The organism is Lichenibacterium minor (assembly GCF_004137685.1).
GTDB classification, from domain to species: domain Bacteria; phylum Pseudomonadota; class Alphaproteobacteria; order Rhizobiales; family Beijerinckiaceae; genus Lichenihabitans; species Lichenihabitans minor.
The window spans coordinates 37,489-55,966 of record NZ_QYBB01000013.1 but is presented as its reverse complement, the minus strand read 5'-3'; the positions used below and the strand labels follow the sequence as shown (position 1 = coordinate 55,966).

General features: G+C 70.9%; 15 protein-coding genes and 2 tRNA genes. 10 read left to right on the top strand and 7 right to left on the bottom strand.

Going from position 1 to position 18,478, the window contains the following annotated elements; all coding sequences use genetic code 11:
* Window positions 1-57: 57 nt before the first annotated feature.
* Entirely contained in the window at window positions 58-1,236 is a 1,179-nt protein-coding gene (gene rnd / locus D3273_RS12940) for a ribonuclease D (RefSeq protein ID WP_129227175.1), read from the bottom strand.
* Window positions 1,237-1,471: 235 nt separating this feature from the next.
* On the opposite strand from rnd, the gene aspS reads away from it, so the two are divergent.
* Together aspS and D3273_RS12930 are read left to right on the top strand one after the other, a co-directional pair.
* On the top strand, window positions 1,472-3,313 hold the full coding sequence (gene aspS, locus D3273_RS12935; protein WP_129227173.1) for an aspartate--tRNA ligase: 1,842 nt from the start codon (window positions 1,472-1,474) through the stop codon (window positions 3,311-3,313).
* A 24-nt stretch (window positions 3,314-3,337) separates the two neighbouring features.
* On the top strand, window positions 3,338-4,084 hold the full coding sequence (locus D3273_RS12930) for a hypothetical protein (protein ID WP_129227171.1): 747 nt from the start codon (window positions 3,338-3,340) through the stop codon (window positions 4,082-4,084).
* 96 nt (window positions 4,085-4,180) lie between these two features.
* Here the strand turns inward: D3273_RS12930 and lexA are convergent, their stop codons facing one another.
* From lexA to parE, 5 genes are all read right to left on the bottom strand, one after another.
* The gene (gene lexA, locus D3273_RS12925) at window positions 4,181-4,876 is read right to left on the bottom strand and encodes a transcriptional repressor LexA (RefSeq protein ID WP_129227169.1); all 696 of its coding nucleotides are present in this window, start codon (window positions 4,874-4,876) and stop codon (window positions 4,181-4,183) included.
* Between the two features lie 288 nt (window positions 4,877-5,164).
* Window positions 5,165-5,239 (bottom strand) — tRNA-Gly (locus D3273_RS12920).
* Window positions 5,240-5,353: 114 nt separating this feature from the next.
* Window positions 5,354-6,901, bottom strand: a complete 1,548-nt coding sequence (locus D3273_RS12915) for a DEAD/DEAH box helicase (protein WP_129227167.1) — start codon at window positions 6,899-6,901, stop codon at window positions 5,354-5,356.
* A gap of 190 nt (window positions 6,902-7,091) precedes the next feature.
* On the bottom strand, window positions 7,092-7,343 hold the full coding sequence (locus tag D3273_RS12910; protein WP_129227165.1) for a hypothetical protein: 252 nt from the start codon (window positions 7,341-7,343) through the stop codon (window positions 7,092-7,094).
* Between the two features lie 197 nt (window positions 7,344-7,540).
* Window positions 7,541-9,601 carry a DNA topoisomerase IV subunit B gene (gene parE / locus D3273_RS12905; protein WP_129227163.1) on the bottom strand — a complete coding sequence of 687 codons (2,061 nt, stop codon included), beginning with the start codon at window positions 9,599-9,601 and terminating at the stop codon, window positions 7,541-7,543.
* Between the two features lie 251 nt (window positions 9,602-9,852).
* Here parE and recJ point away from each other — a divergent pair, with 251 nt between their 5' ends.
* Window positions 9,853-11,646 (top strand): single-stranded-DNA-specific exonuclease RecJ, encoded by a 1,794-nt coding sequence (gene recJ, locus D3273_RS12900; RefSeq protein WP_129227161.1) that lies wholly within the window; start codon window positions 9,853-9,855, stop codon window positions 11,644-11,646.
* Between the two features lie 35 nt (window positions 11,647-11,681).
* Here the strand turns inward: recJ and D3273_RS12895 are convergent, their stop codons facing one another.
* Window positions 11,682-12,959 carry a Gfo/Idh/MocA family protein gene (locus D3273_RS12895; RefSeq protein ID WP_129227159.1) on the bottom strand — a complete coding sequence of 426 codons (1,278 nt, stop codon included), beginning with the start codon at window positions 12,957-12,959 and terminating at the stop codon, window positions 11,682-11,684.
* A gap of 269 nt (window positions 12,960-13,228) precedes the next feature.
* Here D3273_RS12895 and D3273_RS12890 point away from each other — a divergent pair.
* From D3273_RS12890 to glpX, 7 genes are all read left to right on the top strand, one after another.
* Window positions 13,229-13,304, top strand: a tRNA-Glu gene (locus D3273_RS12890).
* 282 nt (window positions 13,305-13,586) lie between these two features.
* Window positions 13,587-13,796, top strand: a complete 210-nt coding sequence (locus D3273_RS12885; protein WP_129227308.1) for a cold-shock protein — start codon at window positions 13,587-13,589, stop codon at window positions 13,794-13,796.
* A gap of 205 nt (window positions 13,797-14,001) precedes the next feature.
* Complete coding sequence (locus tag D3273_RS12880) at window positions 14,002-14,313, top strand: Dabb family protein (RefSeq protein ID WP_129227157.1); 312 nt, start codon at window positions 14,002-14,004, stop codon at window positions 14,311-14,313.
* A gap of 112 nt (window positions 14,314-14,425) precedes the next feature.
* Window positions 14,426-15,724 (top strand): MFS transporter, encoded by a 1,299-nt coding sequence (locus D3273_RS12875; protein ID WP_428977776.1) that lies wholly within the window; start codon window positions 14,426-14,428, stop codon window positions 15,722-15,724.
* A gap of 118 nt (window positions 15,725-15,842) precedes the next feature.
* Window positions 15,843-16,007 carry a hypothetical protein gene (locus tag D3273_RS12870; protein WP_207210772.1) on the top strand — a complete coding sequence of 55 codons (165 nt, stop codon included), beginning with the start codon at window positions 15,843-15,845 and terminating at the stop codon, window positions 16,005-16,007.
* A gap of 129 nt (window positions 16,008-16,136) precedes the next feature.
* Complete coding sequence (locus D3273_RS12865) at window positions 16,137-17,441, top strand: homoserine dehydrogenase (RefSeq protein WP_129227151.1); 1,305 nt, start codon at window positions 16,137-16,139, stop codon at window positions 17,439-17,441.
* 43 nt (window positions 17,442-17,484) lie between these two features.
* On the top strand, window positions 17,485-18,477 hold the full coding sequence (glpX, locus tag D3273_RS12860) for a class II fructose-bisphosphatase (RefSeq protein WP_129227149.1): 993 nt from the start codon (window positions 17,485-17,487) through the stop codon (window positions 18,475-18,477).
* Window position 18,478: the final 1 nt, after the last annotated feature.

Here is an 18,478-nt window from a genome sequence, read left to right as displayed (position 1 = left end):
CACCGGCCTGAACCTGCGATCCCCGGCCGATGAGGTGCCGGCGGCGCCCCTGGACGGTCAGGCGTCCGGCCTGTCGCCGTCCTGCCATTCCAGCGCGATCACCTTGCCGCCCTCGACCGTCAGGGCCAGGCGCCCGTTCTTCAGGTCCAGCGCCTTGGCGCCGAACATCGTCCGCCGCCAGCCATCGAGCGCCGGCACGTCGGCGTCGTCGCTCGCCGCGATGGCTTCGAGGTCGTCGACGTTGGCGATGAGCTTGGCGGCGACCCCGTGGGCCTCGGCCACCTGGCGCAGCAGCACCTTCAGCAGCTCCACGGTGGCGCCGTTGCCGCCGCCGCCGGTGCCGCGCCGGTCCTTGTCGAGGCGGGGCAGGGACTTCGGGTCGCGGGCGAGGCCGCGCTCGACGGCGGCGATCATGTCCGGGCCGAGGCGCGACTTGTCCATGCCGCGCGGCACGGCGCGCAGATCCCCGAGCGCGTCCACCGAGCGCGGGGCCGCCGTGGCGACCTCGATCATGGCGTCATCCTTCAGGATGCGCGACCGCGGCACGTCGCGGGTCTGCGCCTCGCTTTCGCGCCAGGCCGCCAGGTCCATCATCACGGCGAGGTCGCGCGGCTTGCGCAGCTTCGAGCGGAACCGCTCCCAGGCCTGGTCGGGATGCTGTTCGTAGGTGGCGGGCGACAGCAGCGTGCGCATCTCGTCGGCGAGCCAGCCGGTGCGCTTGGACGATTCGAGCTGCCCCACCAGCGCCCGGTAGATGTCGCGCAGGTGGGTGACGTCGGCCAGCGCGTAGGTGACCTGGGCCTGCGTGAGGGGGCGGCGCGCCCAATCGGTGAAGCGGGACGACTTGTCGATCGCCACGCGGCACAGCGTTTGGCAGAGCTCGGAATAGGACACCTGGTCGCCGAAGCCGCACACCATCGCGGCCACCTGCGTGTCGAACAGCGGCTCGGGCAGGCGGCCCGACATCTTCCAAACGATCTCGAGGTCCTGCCGGGCGGCGTGGAACACCTTGACGACGTTCCGGTCGGCCATGAGGTCGAGGAAGGGGATGAGGTCGATGTCGGGCGCGAGCGCGTCCACCGCCACGGCTTCCTCGTCCGAGGCGAGCTGCAGCACGCACAGCTTCGGCCAGAACGTCGTTTCGCGCAGGAACTCGGTGTCCACGGTCACGAAAGGGTGGCGCGCCAGGCGGCGGCAGACGGCGGCGAGCTCTTCGGTGGTTGTGATCAGCGTCATGCGGGTCCCTTAACGCAAGCACGCGCGCGTTGCGAGCGCCGGGCCACCGATGAGTCAACGATCTGCCACACGCGTCACGGCGGAGGCCGGGGGCAGGGAAGCGGGCCGGCCCGGGGCGAATGCGGTGCGAATCGCCCGTGCGTTTGACAAGACCCTCCCGGCCATGCGCTTCTCCGCGGCCCGCGCGGGCCGGCCCCCGGCCATCCCGCGCCCCAGTATCCGAGAGCCGCCCACCATGCACCGCTACCGCACCCACACCTGCGGCGCCCTGAGCGAAGCCGACATCGGCACCGACGTGCGCCTCGCCGGCTGGTGCAACCGCATCCGCGACCACGGCGGCGTGCTCTTCATCGACCTGCGCGACCATTACGGCACCACGCAGGTCGTCATCGACCCCGATTCGCCGGCCTTCGCCCAGGCCGAGAAGCTGCGCTCCGAATGGGTGGTGCGCGTCGACGGCCCGGTGCGCCGCCGCCCGTCCGGCACCGAGAACGCCGACATGGCGACCGGCCACATCGAGCTCTACGCCGCCGAGATCGAGGTGCTGGGCCCCGCCGCGGAGCTCCCGATGCCGGTCGCCGGCGAGCAGGACTACCCCGAGGAGATCCGGCTGAAGTACCGCTTCCTCGACCTGCGCCGCGAGCGGCTGCACAACAACATCATCCTGCGCAGCCGGGTCATCGACAGCCTGCGCACGCGCATGAAGGGGCAGGGATTCACCGAGTTCCAGACGCCGATCCTCACCGCTTCCTCGCCCGAGGGCGCGCGCGACTACCTGGTGCCGAGCCGCGTCCATCCCGGCAAGTTCTACGCGCTGCCGCAGGCGCCGCAGCAGTTCAAGCAGCTCATCATGGTGGCGGGCTTCGACCGCTACTTCCAGATCGCGCCCTGCTTCCGCGACGAGGACGCCCGCGCCGACCGCTCGCCCGGCGAGTTCTACCAGCTCGACATCGAGATGAGCTTCGTCACCCAGGACGACGTGTTCGACACGGTGGAGCCCGTGCTGCGCGGCATCTTCGAGGAGTTCGGCAAGGGCCGGCCCGTCACGCAGACGTTCACCCGCATCCCCTACGCCCGTTCGATGCTGCTCTACGGCAACGACAAGCCGGACCTGCGCAACCCGCTCCTCATCGCGGACGTGTCCGAACACTTCTCGGACGAGGCCGTGACGTTCAAGGCCTTCAAGACCGTGATCGGCAACGGCGGCGTGGTGCGGGCCATCCCGGCGCCGGGCGCCGCGTCGCAGCCGCGCTCCTTCTTCGACAAGCTGAACGATTGGGCGCGGGGCGAAGGCTCGGCCGGCCTCGGCTATGTCGTGCTCGACGCCGACGAGACCGGCGCGCCGGTCGGCAAGGGGCCGATCGCCAAGTTCATCCCCGCCGAGGTGCTGGCCCGCATCTGCAAAGCCGCCAAGGTCGGGCCGGGCGATGCGGTCTTCTTCGCCGCCGACGTCGAAGCCAAGGCGGCCCGCATCGCCGGCCTCGCCCGCACCCGCATCGGCCGCGAACTCAAGCTCGTCGACGAGGACCGCTTCGAGCTTTGCTGGATCGTCGACTTCCCGATGTACGAGTGGAACGAGGACGACAAGAAGGTCGACTTCTCCCACAACCCGTTCTCGATGCCGCAGGGCGGGCTCGAAGCGCTGGAAACGCAGGACCCGCTGACCATCAACGCCTTCCAGTACGACATCGTGTGCAACGGCATCGAGCTGTCGTCCGGCGCCATCCGGAACCATCGCCCCGACGTGATGCGCAAGGCCTTCGCCATCGCGGGATACGACGAGGCGGTGCTGGAAGAGCGGTTCGGCGGAATGTACCGCGCCTTCCAATACGGCGCCCCGCCCCACGGCGGCATCGCGCCGGGCGTGGACCGCATCGTCATGCTGCTGGCGGGCGAGGAGAACCTGCGCGAGATCGTGCTGTTCCCCATGAACCAGCGCTGCGAGGACCTGCTGATGGGCGCCCCCGCGCCCGCCACGCCGAAGCAGCTGCGCGAACTCCATCTCCGCTCCACCGCCGCACCCGCGGCGGAGCCCGCGCCCGGGACGGCGCCGATGGCGTCGCCGCACGGGGCTTGACCCGGCGGACGGCGGGACACGCCCGTGCAGACGGTCGTCTGCATCCGCTGGGGCACGGAATACGGGGCCGATTACGTCAACCGGCTCCACCGTGCCGTGCTGCGCAACGTCGCGCGACCGACGCGCTTCGTGGCCTTCACCGATCCGATCGACGGCCTCGACCCCGCCATCGAGGCGCGGCCCATCCCCGCCATCCACCTGCCGCCCGGGCTGAAGCCGGGGCCGTGGCGCAAGCTCGCGCTTTGGGCCGCCGACGCGGCCGGGACCTTGGGCGGCCTCGACGGCGACCTGCTGTTCCTCGACCTCGACATCCTGGTGACGGGCGCGCTCGATCCCCTGTTCGACCACGCGCCCGGCAAGCTCGTTCTCGTGCGGAACCCGACGCAGGGCCGGCGCGACGGCATCGGCAACTCGTCGGTGATGCGCTTCCGCGCCGGCTCGGCGCCCCACCTCGTGGCGGATTTCGAAGCCGACGCGGTGGCGATGTCCCATCGCTTCGACAACGAGCAGATCTACGTCACCAAGGCGTCCCGCCTGCCCGTCGCCTTCTGGCCGAAGCCCTGGTGCCCGAGCTTCAAGCACGGCCTGCTGCCGCCGTGGCCCGTCTACCTGTTTCGACCGCCGGTCCTGCCCGCCGAGGCCAGGGTCGTGGTGTTCACGGGTCATCCCCGGCCCGACGAGGCCCTGGCGGGACGCTGGCCGGCGAAATGGTACAAGAAGTTCTATCGGTCGCTGCCGCCCGTGCCCTGGGTGGCAGACCACTGGCGCTGACGGCGCGATCGTTCGTCGGCGTCGCCGCCCTCGCAGATCATCACGGGCGCCCCGGACCCGCGGCGCCCGTCGTGGCCGATGCAGCCGCGTTCCGGGTCAGTAGCGCCGGAACAGGCTCACCAGGATGCCCTGCACCTTGACGCGCTCTGGCCCGAAGATGCGGGTTTCGTAGGCGGCGTTGGCGGGCTCGAGCGCGATCGATGCGCCGCGGCGGCGCAGCCGCTTCAGCGTCGCTTCCTCGTCGTCGACCAGCGCCACCACGATGTCGCCCGTGTTGGCGGTGTCCTGCCGGCGGATGATGACGGTGTCGTTGTCGAGGATGCCCGCCTCGACCATGGAATCCCCCCTGACCTCCAGGGCGAAATGCTCGCCCGAAGCGAGGAAGTCGGCCGACATCGAGATCGTGTGGCTCTGCGTCTGGATGGCCGAGATCGGCGTGCCGGCGGCGATGCGGCCCATGACGGGGATCTCGAAGGCGCCCGGAAATCCCTGCACCGCGTCCGCGCGCGGCTTCGGCGCGGGCTTGCCGCCCTTGAGCAGCGTCAAAGCCTTGGGCTTCGCCGCTTCGGCGGCGGCCTGCTCGGGCAGGCGCAAGACTTCGAGCGCGCGGGCGCGGTTCGGCAGGCGACGGATGAACCCGCGTTCCTCCAGCGCCATGATGAGGCGGTGGATGCCGGACTTCGATTTCAGGTCCAGGGCATCCTTCATCTCGTCGAAGGACGGAGGCACGCCGGTCTTCTGCAGGCGGGCATGGATGAAGCGGAGCAGTTCACTCTGCTTTTCGGTGAGCATGGGCAGTCCCCCGCGGCGCAGGCTCGATCAGGACAGCCACGAAGGGCTCGGCTCCGACTCGCCTAAAACAAAACAGGAACATAACTATGCGTTCCCGATGCGTTCCGCAAGCCGGACATCCTCGGCGCCGTTTCGACACACGGGACAAGTATTCGATGGGGATGTCTGCCGTTCGTCGATCAGGGCTGACCGCAGGCCCTCAAGCGAGCGACTACCCGATCATACGAAGGTCGGAATCAGAGTTCCGACCGGTCGCTCGGCATTGTGAGGGGGACGTCCGCGGGAAACTGGAGCGGGCGAAGGGATTCGAACCCTCGACCCCAACCTTGGCAAGGTTGTGCTCTACCACTGAGCTACACCCGCATCCGTGTCGCGCGGCGACGAGGGATGTATGGCGGAATCGGCCCCGGATGGCAAGAGGGGCGGAGCAGGTTTCTGCTCCGCCCCTCTTGCCATCGGCCTCGCCGGGCGAGCCGATCAGGCGTCGGTGCTGGCTTTGATCCGCACCGGCCGCAGCAGGAACGATGGGACGTGGTCGCCGAGGCCGATCACCACCTCGTCGTCCTCGTCGTGGCGATGCCGCCGTTGCTCGGTCCCGCGGCCTGCCGGGCGCTCATCGCGCGAGCGCGGCGGCTGGGCGGGTTCGGCCCGGCGGGGCGACGGGCTCGGCGGGGCGGCCAGCGTCGGTCCGGCGGACGATGCCGCCACCGGGGCAGCTTCCGCCGCGTCGCGGCGACCCTCGCCGCGTCCCCGCGCTTCGCCGCCCCGAGCGCTGCCGCGCGCCGGGGAGGCCGACCGACCCTCGCCGCCGCGCCCTTGGCTGCGGCGGGAGCGGCGGTCGCCGGGGGTGCGGCCCTCGTCGACCTCGCCTTCGACGTCCGGCTCGGCATCCACGACCTGATCGAGCGTCACGCCCTGCCAGTCGATCTTCTTCTGGATCAGCTTCTCGATGTCGTCGACGTAGCGCTGGTCCGCCTTGGTGACGATCGAGATCGCGGTGCCGGATCGGCCGGCGCGGCCCGTCCGGCCGATCCGGTGCACGTAGTCCTCGGCGTGGGTGGGCACGTCGAAGTTGTACACGTGGCTGACCATCGGTATGTCGAGGCCGCGGGCCGCGACGTCCGAGCAGACCAGCAGCGACACCTTGTTGTTGCGGAAGGCGTCGAGCGACGTCATGCGCGATCGCTGGTCCATGTCGCCGTGGAGGCAGCCGACCGAGAAGCCGTGCTTCTCGAGCGATTTCGTCAGCAGCGCGACGTCGCGCTTGCGGTTGGAGAAGATGATCGCGTTGGTGAGGTCCTCGGCGGCCCGGAGCAGCTTCCGCAGCACTTCGCGCTTGGCCGGTCCCGGCGCCGAAGCCACCAGGGACTGGGCGACGCTCGCCGCCGTCGAGGACGGGCGCGCCACCTCGATGCGGGCCGGGTTGTGCAGGAAGGCTTCGGTCAGCCGCGTGATCTCGGGCGGCATGGTCGCCGAGAAGAACAGCGTCTGCCGCGTGAAGGGCACGAGCTTGCAGATCTTCTCGATGTCCGGGATGAAGCCCATGTCGAGCATGCGGTCGGCTTCGTCGATGACCAGGATCTCGATCCCGGTCAGCAGCAGCTTGCCGCGCTCCGCGAAGTCGAGCAGGCGGCCCGGCGTGGCGATCAGCACGTCGGCGCCCCGGGTGATCTTGGCTTCCTGGTCGGCGAAGGACACGCCGCCGATCAGCAGGGCGACGCTGACCTTGTGGTTGACGCCGTAGCGCACGAAAGCTTCCTCGACCTGCGCGGCGAGTTCGCGCGTCGGCTCGAGGATGAGCGTGCGGGGCATGCGGGCCCGCGCGCGGCCGGTTTCGAGCCGGGACAGCATCGGCAGCGTGAAAGCCGCGGTCTTGCCCGTGCCGGTTTGGGCGATGCCGAGCACGTCGCGCCCGGCGAGGGCGATCGGGATCGCCTGCTCCTGGATCGGCGTCGGCGTCGTGTAGCCGGTGGCTTCGACCGCCTGCAGGACCTTGTCGCTGAGGCCGAGTTCGTTGAAATTCATCAGGTGTTGCGTCTACCGTCGACGGAGCACGGCCGCGTGACCCGCGTAAAGCCGTGAAGGGACAGGCACGACGGATCGTGTGCCGAGGAGCGACGCGGGGCGCCCATTGATGTCATGGGACATAAGCGGAAACGGCGACAAGTCAACGACGCGGGACTGTTTTCCACGCCGAATAGTGTGACGGCCGGCGTCAGCGGATGCGGATGACCAGCGCGTCGGAGGCCGGGATGGACCCCGTCGGCATGGTGTCGACGCCGGGATCGGCGTCGACGTGCCGCGTCCGGTCCGTCGGCGCCCTGTATGCCACGAGCGCGACGCGGCCGGATTGGGACAGCCAGGCGAGGCCGTGCGCGCCCGCCAGGCAGGCGACGCACAGGGCGGCCGCCGCGAGCGCGAACCACTGCACCGCCGACCCGCGTCGGTCGCCCCTGAAATCGTGCATCGCCGGTCCCGCCTGGATGGTCCCCTCACCCTGCCGGCGCCGGGTTGCCGGACGTTTAAGATGAACGGAAATCGACGCCATCGCGGCGCCGTGTCCCGGCCGGGTTCACGGTCGATGCACCTCGATTGCCGAGGATTCCGCCCGGTCCGGATGCTCTGCGGCCGCGGAGGCCGGGCTTCGCGGGTCGCGCGACGGCGTCAAACGTCGACCAGGTCGGCCGCACCCGACGCCCGCTCCTGGATGAAGGCGAAACGGGCTTCCGGCCGGTTGCCCATCAGCCGCTCCACGGCGTCCCGCGTGCCGACGTCGTCCTCGGCCAGCACCGTCACCCGCAACAGCGTGCGCTTCGACGGGTCCATCGTGGTCTCCTTCAGGTCCCTCATGGGCATCTCGCCGAGGCCCTTGAATCGGCTGATCTCGACCTTGCCGCGACCCGTCATGGCGGTCTTCAGCAGGAAGTCCTTGTGGGCATCGTCTCGGGCGTAGACCGATTTCGTGTTCTGCGTCAGCCGGTAGAGCGGCGGGACCGCGATGAAGAGGTGCCCGCCGTCGATCAGCTTCGGCATCTGCCGATAGAAGAAGGTGATCAGCAGCGATGCGATATGGGCGCCGTCCACGTCGGCGTCCGTCATGATGATGATCTTGTCGTAGCGGAGCTCGCCGTCCTTGTAGTGGGCGCCCGTGCCGCAGCCGAGCGCCAGCGCGAGGTCGGCGAGCTGCTGGTTGGCGGCGAGCTTGTCGCGCGTGGCGTTGGCGACGTTGAGGATCTTGCCGCGCAGCGGCAGGATCGCCTGGCTGGCGCGGTCGCGCGCCTGCTTGGCCGAGCCGCCCGCGCTGTCGCCTTCCACGATGAACAGCTCCGACCCCTGCGCGGCCGAGTTCGAGCAATCGGCGAGCTTGCCGGGCAGGCGCAGCTTTCGCGTCGCGGATTTTCGCGCCACGTCCTTGTCGGCCTTGCGCCGCATCCGCTCGTCGGCCCGCTCGACGCTCCAGTCCAGCAGCTTGGCGGCCTGCGAGGGCGCCGCCGCGAGCCAATGGTCGAAGGCGTCGCGCAGGGCCGTGTCGACGATGCGCCCGGCCTCGACCGTCTGCAGCCGCCCCTTGTTCTGCCCTTGGAATTCCGGCTCTCGGATGAACACGGACAGGAGCGCCGCGCAGTTCAGCATCACGTCGTCGGCCGTGACGTTGGCGGCGCGGCGCGCCTGGCCGATGCGCTCGGCGTGGTCCTTCAGGCCGCGCAGCAGCGCCGAACGCAGGCCGTTCTCGTGCGTGCCGCCGTTCGGCGTCGGGATGGTGTTGCAGTAGGAATGGACGAAGCCGTCGTCGTCGCTGAGCCAGGTCACCGCCCATTCGAGCGACCCGTGGCCGCCCGGTTTGGTGATCTTGCCCGTGAAGGGCTGCTCGGCCACGAAGCTGCGCCCTTCGACCTCCTGGGCGAGATGGTCCTTCAGCCCGCCCGGGAAGCGGAACACCGCTTCCCCCGGCGTCTTGGTGCCCTCGATCAGCTCGGCTGCGCAGTGCCAGCGGACCTCGACGCCGCCGAACAGGTAGGCTTTCGAGCGGGCCATGCGGAACAGCCGTGCCGGCTCCAGCCTGGCTTCCGCCCCGAAGATCTCGGGGTCCGGCTTGAAGCGCACCCGCGTGCCGCGGCGGTTGGCGACCCGGCCCACCGTTTCGATCGGCCCGAGCACGAGTCCGCGGGCGAAGCTTTGGCGATAAAGAGTCTGCCCGCGCGCCACTTCGACGTCGAGCCGCTCCGACAGGGCGTTGACGACCGAGATGCCGACGCCGTGGAGGCCGCCGGACGTCTGGTAGGCGCCCGAATCGAACTTCCCGCCCGCGTGCAGCGTCGTCATGATGACTTCGAGCGCCGAGCGGTCCGGGAACTTCGGGTGGGGGTCGATCGGGATGCCGCGGCCGTTGTCGGTGATCGACACGAAGCCGTCCGCCTCCACGGCCACGTCGATCCGGCTCGCGTGGCCCGCCACGGCTTCGTCCATGGAATTGTCGATCACCTCGGCGAAGAGGTGGTGCAGGCCCGCGTCGTCGGTGCCGCCGATATACATGCCGGGCCGGCGCCGAACCGGCTCCAGCCCTTCCAGCACCTCGATCGAGGCGGCGGTGTAACCCGTCTCGTCGGGCGTCCCGTCGCGGACCGGCAGGGGGCGGCGCTTCTTCCCGGCCTCGGGCGGCACGTCGTCGTTCACGGCGAAGAGGTCCTCGGGAGTGGCGGCGACGGCTTCGGACCGTTTGGGCATCGATGGGGCCTGCGGGACGGTGAGGGCGGAACAGACCGGGTACATAGGCAGGATTGGGTTAACATGAAACCCTTTCGCCATCGAGTCGTCCCGGGGTAAGCAGGCCCCTTTCCCCCGAGGGTTCCCGCCTTGCGTCGCCCGAAGCCGCCTCAGCCGACAGTTACGGGTCGGCCCACGAACGCCAGCTCCTCTCGATGGGGAAGCGGCGCGGGGTGGCGGGGGCGGTCCCGTGCCATCCCATCGAGCCGCCGATGAACCCGCTGGTCCTCGACGTCGCCCGCTCCATGACGGGCCGCGCCTGGCGGGCACGGCTCGACGAGGCGGGCGCGCGCCGCGCCATGGCGATCGCGCAATCGCACGGGATGCCGGACCTGCTGTCGCGCGTGCTGGCGTCCCGCGGCCGCGACGCGTCCGACTGCTCCGCCTTCCTCGATCCGTCGCTGCGCGCCCTGATGCCCGACCCCGACGTGCTCGTCGACATGCCGGCGGCCGTCGACAGGCTCGCCCGCGCCGTGAGGGCGGGGGAGCGCGTCGCGGTGCTGGGCGACTACGACGTCGACGGCGCCGCCGCGGCCGCGCTGATCGTCGGCTACCTGCGGGCCGCCGGGCTGGATCCCGCGATCCACATCCCCGATCGACTCGTCGACGGCTACGGGCCCAGCGTGCCGGCCGTCGCGGCGCTGGCCCAAGGCGGCGCCACACTGTTGGTGACGGTGGATTGCGGGTCCACGAGCTTCGCCCCGCTCGACGAGGCCGGGCGCCGCGGCCTCGATACGGTGATCATCGACCACCACCAGGTCGGCGCCGAACTGCCGCGCGCCGTCGCCCTCGTCAACGCCAACCGCCAGGACGACCTGTCCGGCCTGGGGCACCTGTGCGCCGCCGGGGCGGTGTTCATGGTGCTGGTCGCCCTCCACCGCGCCCTGAAGGCCGACGGGTTCTGGGACGGGCGCGACGCGCCGGACCTGCTGGCCTCGCTCGACCTCGTGGCCCTCGCCACCGTGGCCGACGTGGTGCCGCTGACGGGGCTGAACCGCGCCTTCGTGCAGAAGGGACTGGCCGTGATGGCACGGCGCGGGCGGCCCGGCCTCGCGGCGCTGTTCGACGTGGCGGGCGCGGACGGCGCGCCGACGCCCTTCCACCTCGGCTACCTCGTGGGGCCGCGCATCAACGCCGGCGGCCGCATCGGCGATTCGGCCCTCGGCACGCGACTGCTCCTCACCCCCGACCCCGTCGAGGCCGCCCGCATCGCCGCCGACCTCGACCGCTTGAACCGCGAGCGGCGCGTGATCGAACTCGCCGCCGTCGAGGAAGCCGAAGCGGAGGCCATGGCGACCGTGGAGGCCGAAGGGCGCGCCGTGGTGGTGGCGGCGGCGGAAGGCTGGCACCCCGGCATCGTCGGGCTGGTGGCGGCCCGGCTGCGCGAGCGCTTCGAGCGGCCGGCCTTCGCCATCGCGCTGGCGGGCGACACCGGCACCGGCTCGGGCCGCTCCATCCCCGGCGCCGACGTCGGGGCGGCGGTTCGGCTCGCGGTCGAGCGCGGGCTGCTGCTGAAGGGGGGAGGGCACGGCATGGCGGCCGGCGTGACGCTGCGGGCGGCGGGGCTCGGCGCCTTCCGCGACTTCCTGCACGACCATTTTTCTGAGGCCGTCGAGCGGGCCCGCGGCGAGGCGGCCCTGGCGGTGGACGCCACGATGGGCGCCGGCGCCGCCACGCCGGAGCTCATCGGCGGCCTCGACACCGCCGGGCCCTTCGGCGCCGGGGCGCCCGAGCCCGTGGTGGCGTTGCCCGGCCACCGCGTGGTGGACTGCGGAACGATGGGCGAGGGGCACCTGCGCGCCACGTTGGCGGGCCGCGACGGCAGCCGCATCCGCGCCGTGGCGTTCCGATGCGCCGAAGGGCCGTTGGGGCAGGGGATCCTGGCGGCGCGGGGGCGGCTCGTCCACGCCGCCGGCACGCTGACGGTGAACCGGTGGGGCGGGGGCCAGGGCCGGCCGGAACTGCGCCTGCTCGACGCCGCCCTGGTGCCCGACCAGCCGGGCTGACGGGCGGCCGCGGTCGAAGCGGGCGAGGGTGGACGTCAACCCTGCCCGTCCGGCGGCAGCGCCGGCCCGCGGGTCGTGTCGAGGCCTTCGACCTTGGGCAGCGACACGGGTTGGCCGGTTTCGGCCGAGCGGTAGATGGCCTCCATGATGCGCTGGTCGGCCAGGCCTTCCTCGCCCGGCGTGCGGGGCCGCCGCCCCGTCGCGATGCAGTCGGCCATGTGGTCGAGCTCCAGCGCGAACTGGTTCTTCGCCGGGATGCGGCGGTCGATCACCGCTTCGGCGTCCCCGTCGCGCCGGGCGATCTGCACCGTCTGGCCCGTGTAGGCGAAGGCGTTGGCGAAATCGATCGCCGCCGCGGGCAGGCCCAGGCCGAGCCGGCGGTTCTCGTGCAGCCCGTAGGAGGCGGCGCAGTTCGCCACGAGCCCGCTCGGGAAACGCAGCGTGAACGTCACCTGCTCCTCCACCTCCTTGAAGCGCGGGTCGCCGGGCGTCGAATGGGTGTGGGCGTAGACCTCGGTCGGCTCCTCGCCGGTGATGAACCGCGCGCCGTTGAGGCAATAAAGCCCGATGTCGGGCAGGGCTCCGCCGCCGGACAGCGCCTTCACGAAGCGCCACTGCGTCGGCGCCGCCATGTTCTGGGTGTTCACGGCGTCGTAGAGCAGGGCGGCCCCGTAGCGCTTGTCCCGCACCAGGGCCTCGACGGCGCGATTGTTGGGCTCGTACTGGCAGCGATAGGCGATCATCAGGTGCCGCCCGGCGCGCGCGCAGGCTGCGATCATCGCTTCGCAATCTGCGGCGCTCGTCGCCATCGGCTTCTCGCAGAGCACGTGCTTGCCGGCGGCCGCCGCGTTGAGCGTCGCTTCGCGGTGCAGGGCGTTCGGCGTCACCACGTAGACGGCCTGGATGGCCGGGTTCGCCCCGATCTTCGCCCAATCGCCGTAGCCGTACACGGCTTCGGGGGCGATGCCGTATTGCTCGGCGACCAGCCTGGCCTTCTCGGGCGTGCCCGAGATCAGCGCCGTGAGCTTGGCGCGCTTGGATTGCGCGAAGGCCGGCAGGATCTCCTCCAACGCGAGCCGGCCCAGGCCCAGCACGGCGAAGCCGACCCGGTCCTTCGGGGGCAGGGGAGCGGGCGGCGGGGCGGCGGGGCGTTCGGTCGGCGCCGTCCAGGCCGGAAACGCCACTTGGCTCCCCTGGACCGTGCCGGTGTCGACGACGGGCTCGGCGGCCCGCGCCGCGCCGGTGCCGGCCAGCGTCGCCCCCGCGGCGGTGGCGGCGAGCTTCAGCATCTGGCGACGGTCGGGATCGGACATGGTGTTCTCCGGGCTGCGGTGCGGCGTGTCGGGACGCCAACGCCGGGCCCTCTGCCGCGGTCCCGCCCCGGCATGATCGCGCGGGTTCAGCCCGCGCCGTTCCCTTTTCCGTTTCGGGGAGCGGAACAGCCCGCCCGTCGGCCGATCCGTGAACGGCGGCCGAGGGCATGGCGTCCCCATCCGCGACCGCGGCGCGCGGACGCGCTTGCCAGCGAAGCCGAAACTGGCCTATAAGCCACGCACGGTCGGGAGCTGATGCCCCACCGTCCGCGCCCATCGTCTAGCGGTCTAGGACGTCGCCCTTTCACGGCGAAAACAGGGGTTCGATTCCCCTTGGGCGCGCCAAGCACCGTTCGTGTGCGAACTCTCCGCCCAACACGTCCTCCGGAACATCGTCGCAACGGCGACATCGATATTTCCCGTGGCGGTCGAGGCCGACCGACTTGACTTTGCGCGGAACTAGTTCGATATCGTGATCATCGATTATAGGCTGTACGTTTAAGCCACCGCGCGCTGGCATCTCCGATGTCCTCGCGCACGCTGACGACCTCTTCTAGCATTGTCGATTCCTCGTCGCCGGGCACGGTGTGCCCGAACGACAACCCACGCATGCAGAAAGGGTTTTACATGGCCAACGGTACCGTCAAGTGGTTCAACGCCACCAAGGGCTTCGGCTTCATCCAGCCGAGCGACGGCAGCCAGGACGTCTTCGTCCACATCTCCGCCGTCGAGCGCGCCGGGATGAGCAACCTGTCGGAAGGTCAGAAGCTCAGCTACGAGCTGACCAAGGACAACCGTTCGGGCAAGATGTCCGCGGACAAGCTTCAGGCCGAGTGATTTCGGCACGCCCCGCCCCTGCGGCTGGGCCAACCGGGATCGAGGGGAGGGGCCGGCGCATCGCGCCGGCCCCTTTTCGTCGTCCGGCCCGTCGCAGGCGCGGTCGCTCACCTCGCTTCTGCATTGCAGCCCCGCCGCGGGAGCCGTTGAGCGCGGCCATGGATCGTCTTATTTCTGCCGCACAACAGAAGACGGGCGGCGCGCGATGATTCGACATGTGGTGCTGGTGCGGTTCCGGGAGGGTTTGGCGCAGGGCGAGGTTTCGGCCATCTTCGGCGACCTTTCGGACCTGCGCGGGCGCCTGCCCGGCATGAGGACCTTCGCCCATGGGCCGAACGTCAGCCCCGAAGGCCTGTCGCATGGCCACACCCACGCCTTCACGGTCGACTTCGACGATGCCGCCGCCCGCGACGCCTACCTGGCGCTGCCCGAGCACGAGGCCGCAGGCGCACGCCTCGTCAGGGCGGCCGAGGGTGGGCTGGCCGGGCTGACCGTGCTGGATTTCGCGATCTCCTGACCGCGCCCCGGGGCTTGAACATCCCGGTCCGACCTGAAACTCTCGCCGCTCAGGACGATGCGGCGCCGGTGGGCCCCGCCGAAGGGGAGGGTGGGCCATGGCGGATGCCGCGATGGAGAATCGGCGGCCGGGGGCCACGGCGAGCACCGGCGCGACGGTCTGGGCCGTGCTGGCCACGTCCTTCGGCAACCTCATCGAATGGTACGACGTCTACGCCTATTCGGCCTTCGCCCTGTATTTCGCGGGCTCGTTCTTTCCCAAGAACGACGCCGCCGTGCAGCAGCTCCAGGCTGCGACGCTGTTCGCCATCGCGTTCCTGATGCGGCCCTTCGGCAGCATGATCTTCGGTTACCTGGCGGATCGCTACGGCCGCCGCTCGTCGCTGACGGTGTCGATCCTCGCCATGTGCTTCGGATCGCTCCTCATCGCCGTGTCGCCGACCTACGATTCCATCGGCATCTGGGCCGCCGTGATCCTGTCGGTGGCGCGCGTCATCCAGGGCCTGAGCCAGGGCGGCGAATACGGCACCAGCGTCACCTACCTCAGCGAGATTTCCCCGCCCCGCCACCGCGGCTTCTACTCGGGCGTCTGGTACGTCACGTTGATCGGGGGACAACTGGCCGCCGTGCTGCTGCTGTTCGTGCTGCAGAAGCTGTTCCTGACGCCCGACCAGCTGAAGAGCTGGGGCTGGCGCATCCCCTTCGCGATCGGCGCCTTGGCGTCGCTCTACGGCTTCCGCATGCGGGCCCACCTGCCCGAATCGGAGAAGTTCGTCGCGGCGGCGCGCAACCGCCGGCCGTTCGGCGCCCTGCTGGCGGAGAACTGGCGCAACATGCTGGTGGTGATCGGCATCACGGTGGGCGGGACCTCGGCCTTCTACACCTACACCACCTACATGCAGAAATACCTGAAGCTGTCCGTCGGCCTCAGCGACGACCAGACCACCGCGGTGACGCTGGCGTCGCTGATCTTCGCGATCGCGCTGCAACCCCTCTACGGCGCGCTGTCGGACCGGATCGGCCGCAAGCCGCTGCTGGTCGCCTTCGGGGTCGTCGGCACGCTCGGCACCGTGCCGCTCCTCACCGCGATCCGCCAAACCCACAGCCCCCTCGTGGCGCTGGGGCTGATCTGCGTCGCCTGGGCGATCGTGTCCGGCTACACGTCCATCACCGCCATCGTGAAGGCGGAACTGTTCCCCACCGCCATCCGGGCGCTCGGCGTCGGCCTGCCCTACGCGCTCACGGCGGCGGTGTTCGGCGGCTCGACGGACGCGGTCGCGCTCGCCTTCAAGGATCGCGGCTTCGAGGACGGCTTCTTCTGGTACGCCAGCGCGCTCATCTTCGTGTCGCTCATCGTCTATGTGTGGCTGCCCGACACGCGGCGGGATTCGCTGCTCGACCGCGCGGCGTGAAGGGAAATCGCACCGGCGGTGCGGCACAATTCCCGTCCCGTCACGTTGAGCAGGGGACGGCGAGATGCCGCAGGGCGACCGCTCGGGGTCGCCCCGGCGCCGTCCGGAGACCGCCATCGTGACCCTCCTCATCCTGATCCTGATCGTGATCCTGCTGTTCGGCGGCGGCGGCTTCTACGGCTACCGGGGCGGCTATTACGGCGGCGGGGGGATCGGCATCGTCGGGATCATCGGCATCCTGATCATCCTGTACCTCCTGTTCGGGAACGGCGGTTTCCGCTGATCCGCGAACGGTCTGAAACTCGCTCACCGGCGGTTCCACCGCGGCGGTGCAGCGTGTAAGGCTCAGGGCCACAGGCCCGGGCGACGCTGAGGAGCGGCGCGCGGGCACCCCACTGAGCCGGATCCCACCATGTCCCCCCTGCGCGTCGGCATCGCCGGCCTCGGCACCGTCGGCGGTGCCGTCCTCCGCCGCCTGACAACCGATGCCGCCGCCCTGGCGATCCGCACCGGGCGACCGGTCGAGGTCGTGGGCGTGTCGGCCCGGGACCGCGCCAAGGCGGGCACCCTGCCGGACCGGGCGGAATGGTTCGACGACGCCGTCGCGCTCGCCCGCGCGCCGGACATCGACGTGTTCGTCGAGCTCATCGGCGGCCACGAGGGCGTGGCGCGCGACGCCGTCGAGGCCGCGATCGCGTCGGGCAAATCGGTCGTCACCGCCAATAAGGCGCTCCTCGCCCACCACGGCATGGCGCTCGCCGCCGCCGCCGAGGCCCATGGAGCGTCCTTGAGCTTCGAAGCCGCCGTGGCGGGCGGCATCCCCGCCATCAAGGTGCTGCGCGAAGCGCTTTCCGGCAACGCGGTCGACCGCGTCTACGGCATCCTCAACGGCACGTGCAATTACATCCTCACCCGCATGGAGGCCGAGGGCCTCGGCTTCGACGCCTGCCTGGCGGAAGCGCAGCGGCTCGGCTACGCGGAAGCGGACCCGACCTTCGACATCGACGGCCACGACACCGCCCACAAGCTCGCCATCCTGGCGACCCTGGCCTTCGGCACCGCGATCGACCTCGACGCCATCCATGTCGAGGGCATCCGCTCCATCACCTCCGACGACCTCGCGGCCGCCGACGACCTCGGCTACCGGGTGAAGCTGCTCGGCGTGGCGCAGCGCACCCGGCACGGCATCGAGACGCGCGTCCACCCCACCATGGTGGCCAAGGGGACGGCGCTCGCCGAGGTGAAGGGCGTCACCAACGCGGTCGCGGTGAACGCCGACGCGGTGGCGGAACTGACGCTCGTCGGTCCGGGGGCGGGCGGCGACGCCACCGCGTCGGCGGTGCTCGGCGACATCGCCGACCTGGCGCGCGGCAGCCGCGTGCTGCCCTTCGGCCGGCCGGCCGACTCCCTCGAGCGCGCGCCCCGCGCCCCGATGCAGCGCCACGAGGGCGGCTATTACGTGCGGCTGTCCGTCAAGGACCGCCCGGGCTCCATCGCCGCCATCGCGACCCGCATGGCGGCGGCCGACATCTCCTTCGAAAGCATCATGCAGCGCCAGCCGGCGGCCTCGCTCCGGTCGTCCGCGTCGGGCCACGTGCCCGTGGTGCTGATCACCCACGCGACTTCCGAGGTGACCATCCGCGAAGCCCTCGACGCCGTCGAGGCCGGCGGCACCATCGCGGGAAAGCCGCAATTGATCCGCATCGAGCGGGGCTGAAGCGTCCGAGACCGGCCCGGATCGCGAAACGCGAGGCCTTGCCGTGACGGAGCCCAGCATCCGAGTCGACGACATCGACGAGCGCTGCCTGACGCTCGACCTCGTGCGCGTGACCGAGCGGGCCGCCGTGGCGGCGGCGCGCTGGCGGGGGCGCGGCGACGAGCGGTCCGCCGACCAGGCCGCCGTCGACGCCATGCGGCGCGAGCTGAACCGCCTGCCCATCGACGGCACCGTGGTGATCGGGGAAGGCGAGCGCGACGAAGCGCCCATGCTGTTCATCGGCGAGCGCGTCGGCACCGGCCACGGCCCCAAGGTCGACCTCGCGGTGGCGCCGCTTGAAGGGACGACGCTCTGCGCCAAGGACCTGCCCGGCTCCATCACGGTGCTCGCCATGGCGCAGTCCGGCGCCCTGCTCAACGCGCCGGACGTCTACATGGAGAAGATCGCCGTCGGCCCGGGCTATCCGCCCGGCATCGTCGACCTCGACCGCTCGCCCGAGGACAACATCCGCGCCCTCGCGGCCGCCAAGGGCGTCGACCCGTCGCGCATCACCGTGGCGGTGCTGGACCGGCCCCGCCACGCCGACCTCGTCGCGGCCTGCCGCCGCGTCGGCGCGTCGCTGCGCCTGCTGTCCGACGGCGACGTGGCCGGGATCATCTTCACCGCCCAGCCGCACAAGACGGACGTCGACCTCTACCTCGGCTCCGGTGGCGCCCCCGAGGGCGTGCTGGCGGCGGGCGTGCTGCGCTGCGTCGGCGGCCAGATGCAGGGTCGCCTCATCCTCGACAGCGCCGACAAACGCGAGCGCGCCTCCGCCATGGGAATCGCCGACCCGCACAAGACATACGGCATGGACGAGATGGCCTCGGGCGACGTGATCGTCGCCGCGACCGGCGTCACCGACGGCCCGCTGGCCCACGGCGTCCGCTTCTCGCGCGGCATCGTCGAAACCGAGGCCGTGCTCTACCGCAGCTCCAGCGGCACCGTGCGGCGCATCCGCGCCGAGCACCGCGACGTCGGCAAGTTCAGGCTGTAAC

Bases quoted from the DNA above. Each gene is read 5' to 3' on its own strand.
- rnd (WP_129227175.1), bottom strand. From the start codon at position 1,236: ATGACGCTGATCACAACCACCGAAGAGCTCGCCGCCGTCTGCCGCCGC.
- aspS (WP_129227173.1), top strand. From the start codon at position 1,472: ATGCACCGCTACCGCACCCACACCTGCGGCGCCCTGAGCGAAGCCGAC.
- lexA (WP_129227169.1), bottom strand. From the start codon at position 4,876: ATGCTCACCGAAAAGCAGAGTGAACTGCTCCGCTTCATCCATGCCCGC.
- D3273_RS12915 (WP_129227167.1), bottom strand. From the start codon at position 6,901: ATGAATTTCAACGAACTCGGCCTCAGCGACAAGGTCCTGCAGGCGGTC.
- D3273_RS12910 (WP_129227165.1), bottom strand. From the start codon at position 7,343: ATGCACGATTTCAGGGGCGACCGACGCGGGTCGGCGGTGCAGTGGTTC.
- parE (WP_129227163.1), bottom strand. From the start codon at position 9,601: ATGCCCAAACGGTCCGAAGCCGTCGCCGCCACTCCCGAGGACCTCTTC.
- recJ (WP_129227161.1), top strand. From the start codon at position 9,853: ATGAACCCGCTGGTCCTCGACGTCGCCCGCTCCATGACGGGCCGCGCC.
- D3273_RS12895 (WP_129227159.1), bottom strand. From the start codon at position 12,959: ATGTCCGATCCCGACCGTCGCCAGATGCTGAAGCTCGCCGCCACCGCC.
- D3273_RS12885 (WP_129227308.1), top strand. From the start codon at position 13,587: ATGGCCAACGGTACCGTCAAGTGGTTCAACGCCACCAAGGGCTTCGGC.
- D3273_RS12880 (WP_129227157.1), top strand. From the start codon at position 14,002: ATGATTCGACATGTGGTGCTGGTGCGGTTCCGGGAGGGTTTGGCGCAG.
- D3273_RS12875 (WP_428977776.1), top strand. From the start codon at position 14,426: ATGGAGAATCGGCGGCCGGGGGCCACGGCGAGCACCGGCGCGACGGTC.
- D3273_RS12865 (WP_129227151.1), top strand. From the start codon at position 16,137: ATGTCCCCCCTGCGCGTCGGCATCGCCGGCCTCGGCACCGTCGGCGGT.